Genomic DNA, 3,396 nt, shown 5'->3' with positions numbered 1-3,396 from the left:
GGAGCGGTGGCGGGCGGACGGTGCCGCGGGTCAGGCTCTGAAGACGCGCGGGCCGAGCAGGGTGTATCGGTGCGCCTCGGTGCTGGACAGGCCGGTGTCGGTCACGATCGCCTCGAAGTCGGCGACTTCGGCGAAGCGGCAGAAGCTGCTCGCGCCGAACTTGCTGTGGTGGCCCATGAACACCCGCCGCCGGGACACCTCCAGCGCCTTGGCCTTGACGTCGGCGACGACCGGATCGGGTGTGGTCAGGCCCAGTTCACGGGAGATGCCGTTGGAACCGACGAACGCCAGGTCGATGACGAAGCCGGACAGCATGGCGCAGGCCCACGAGCCGACGGTGGCCAGGGTCCGGGCCCGGACCCGGCCGCCGAGCAGCAGCACCGTGGTGTCCGCGGACTCCGCGACCGCCGCCGCGGTGGACAGCGACGCGGTGACCACCGTCAACGGCCGGTCGCGCGGCAGCAGCGAGGCCAGCAACTGCGGCGTGTAGCCCTCGTCCACGAAGACCGTCTCCGCCGCGCCGAGCAGCTTGACCGCCTCGGCGGCGATCCTGCGCTTGTCGGCGACGTGCAGGTTGACCCGCTCGGCGAGCGCGGTCTCGAACCCCGCGCCCTCGACCGGATACGCGCCACCGTAGGTGCGGCGCACCAGGCCGCGGCGCTCCAGCACTCCCAGGTCACGCCGGATCGTCTCCGGGGCGACCGCGAGGTCGGAGGCGACCGCGGTGACCTCGACCTGGCCGTGGTGGCGGGCCAGGGTCAGGATGCGGTGCTGACGCTCCTCGGCCCTCACGACCCCACCTCACCCCTCGCTCCGGTCCGGGCACGGTCTGCCCGGTATCGCCCGTAGAAGATTTATACCGCTGGGCCTTTGCCCGTCCACGGCCCACAACGGACAACAAACGGTCCGGTTTCGCCTGATCGCGTGAACTATCAGTGCTGGTCGGCTGGGAGCGGCAGCCGACGGCGGACCGAAGGGCACCCAAAGCCCCGGCTCCGGCGCCCGGTTCGGGCGCTGCCCGGTACCGGGCGGATACATCTTTCCGGGCGGCCTCGGTGCGGGTCAGCCCGTCGGGTCCGGCACCCGCACCAGCACGACCGCCGCGCGCGCCTCGACCTTGAGGGTGTCGCCGGCCGCGAACCCTACCGTGCGGTCGCCGGCCGCGGCGGAGCGTTCCGCGGTGTCCACCACCACGCTCCAGCCGTGCCCGAACTCGCCCGGCGGCAGCCGGAACGCCACGTGCTCCCAGTGCGCGTTGAACAGCAGCAGGAACGAGTCGTCGGTGATCGCCTGCCCGTGCGCGTCCGGCTCGGAGATGGCGTCGCCGTTGAGGTGCACCGCGATCGCGTGCGCGTCCCGTCGCGTCCAGTCGCGGTTCGTCATCTCCCGGCCGTCCGGGCGCAGCCAGGTCAGGTCGCCGGGCCCGCCGTCCGGGCCGGGGCCGCCGCGGAAGAACCGTCGCCGGCGGAACACCGGGTGGCCGCGGCGCAGCGCGATCAACCGCCGGGTGAAGTCCAGCAGTTCGCGCTGCTCATCATCCAACTCCCAGTCCATCCAGGACAGTTCGCTGTCCTGGCAGTAGGCGTTGTTGTTGCCGCGCTGGGTGCGGCCCAGTTCGTCGCCGTGGCTGAGCATCGGCACGCCCTGCGAGACCAGCAGCGTGGTCAGCAGGTTGCGCTGCTGCCGGGCCCGCAGCGTCAGCACGCCGCGGTCGTCGGTGTCGCCCTCGGTGCCGCAGTTCCAGGACCGGTTGTGGCTCTCGCCGTCCCGATTGCCCTCGCCGTTGGCTTCGTTGTGCTTGTCGTCGTACGACACCAGGTCGCGCAGCGTGAACCCGTCGTGCGCGGTCACGAAGTCCACCCCGGCGCGCGGCCTGCGGTGCTCGCCCGCGTACAGGTCGGACGAGCCGGTCAGCCGGGAGGCGAACTCCGGCAGCACACCGTCGCGCGCCCGCCAGAAGTCGCGGATCGTGTCCCGGTAGCGGCCGTTCCACTCGCTCCACAGCGGCGGGAAGTTGCCCACCTGGTAGCCGCCGTCGCCGACGTCCCACGGCTCGGCGATCAGCTTCACCCGCGACACCACCGGGTCCTGCTGCACCAGGTCGAAGAACGCGGAGAGCCGGTCCACCTCGTGGAACTGCCGGGCCAGCGTGGCCGCCAGGTCGAACCGGAACCCGTCGACGTGCATCTCGGTCACCCAGTAGCGCAGGCTGTCCATGATCAACTGGAGCACGTGCGGGCTGCGCATCAGCAGGCTGTTGCCGGTGCCGGTGGTGTCGAAGTACGACGCCGGGTCGTCGTCGACCAGCCGGTAGTACGAGGCGTTGTCGATCCCGCGGAAGGAGAGCGTCGGGCCCAGGTGGTTGCCCTCGGCGGTGTGGTTGTAGACCACGTCGAGGATCACCTCGATGCCCGCCGCGTGCAGCGCCTTGACCATCGACTTGAACTCGGTGACCTGCCCGCCGCAACCACCCGCGGAGGAATAGCCGTTGTGCGGGGCGAAGAAGCCGATGGTGTTGTAGCCCCAGTAGTTGGTCAGCCCCCGACCGAGCAGATGGCCGTCCTGCACGTACTGGTGCACCGGCATCAACTCCACCGCGGTGACGCCCAGTTCCGTCAGGTGCGCGATCACCGCCGGGTGGGCCAGGCCCGCGTAGGTGCCGCGGATCTCGTCGGGCAGTCCCGGGTGGGTCATGGTCAGGCCGCGCACGTGCGCTTCGTACATCACCGACTCGTGGTACGGCCGCTTCGGCAGCCGGTCGTCGCCCCAGTCGAAGTACGGGTCGGCGACCACCGACAGCATCGCGTGCGGCAGGCTGTCGGAGGTGTCGGGCGTGCCGGGGTCGCCGTCGCGGTAGCCGAGCAGCGAGGCGTGCCCGTCGGCCTGCCCCTCAACGGCCTTGGCATACGGGTCGAGCAGCAGCTTGGCGGGGTTGCAGCGGTGCCCGTGCGCGGGGTCGTACGGGCCGTGCACCCGGAAGCCGTAACGCTGCCCGGGGCCGACACCAGGCAGGTAGGCGTGCCGGATGACGCCGTCGACCTCGGTCAGGGTCACCCGCGTCTCCTTACGCGAGTCGTCGAGCAGGCACAGCTCGATCTTCTCGGCGACCTCGGAGAAAAGCGCGAAGTTGGTGCCGGTGCCGTCGAATGTGGCGCCGAGCGGAAAGGGGTGGCCACGCCATTTGTGCATTTCCGAGACCTTACTTCCGGTATTGCCTCTCCCGCTCGACATAGCGGCCCGACTCGCGGACGAGGCCCGTGACGAACCAAAGAACCACCGCCGTGTCATCCGTCCGGCCCAGCACCGGACGATCCACCCGCGCACCGGCGGCGGCAGGACGGTGGCGGCGTTCCTCGCGCGATAACGCGATAACGCGGTCGCGTGGCGGCGATACTC

The 3,396-nt window shown here is 70.8% G+C and carries 3 protein-coding genes; all 3 read right to left on the bottom strand.

Translation table 11 applies throughout. The features are described 5' to 3' along the window. Nucleotides 1-30 precede the first annotated feature (30 nt). Nucleotides 31-792 carry a DeoR/GlpR family DNA-binding transcription regulator gene (locus AC13HU_RS34515; protein WP_483045942.1) on the bottom strand — a complete coding sequence of 254 codons (762 nt, stop codon included), beginning with the start codon at nt 790-792 and terminating at the stop codon, nt 31-33. A gap of 270 nt (nt 793-1,062) precedes the next feature. Then, a complete protein-coding gene (gene glgX, locus AC13HU_RS34510; protein ID WP_483045941.1) occupies nt 1,063-3,189 on the bottom strand; it encodes a glycogen debranching protein GlgX in 2,127 nt (708 codons plus the stop codon). Between the two features lie 10 nt (nt 3,190-3,199). Then, a partial coding sequence (locus AC13HU_RS34505) for a hypothetical protein (RefSeq protein ID WP_483045940.1) occupies nt 3,200-3,396 on the bottom strand: 197 nt, incomplete at its 5' end.

This window comes from Streptomyces sp. NH27, assembly GCF_056859195.1.
This window is presented reverse-complemented; position numbering and strand designations above follow the sequence as displayed.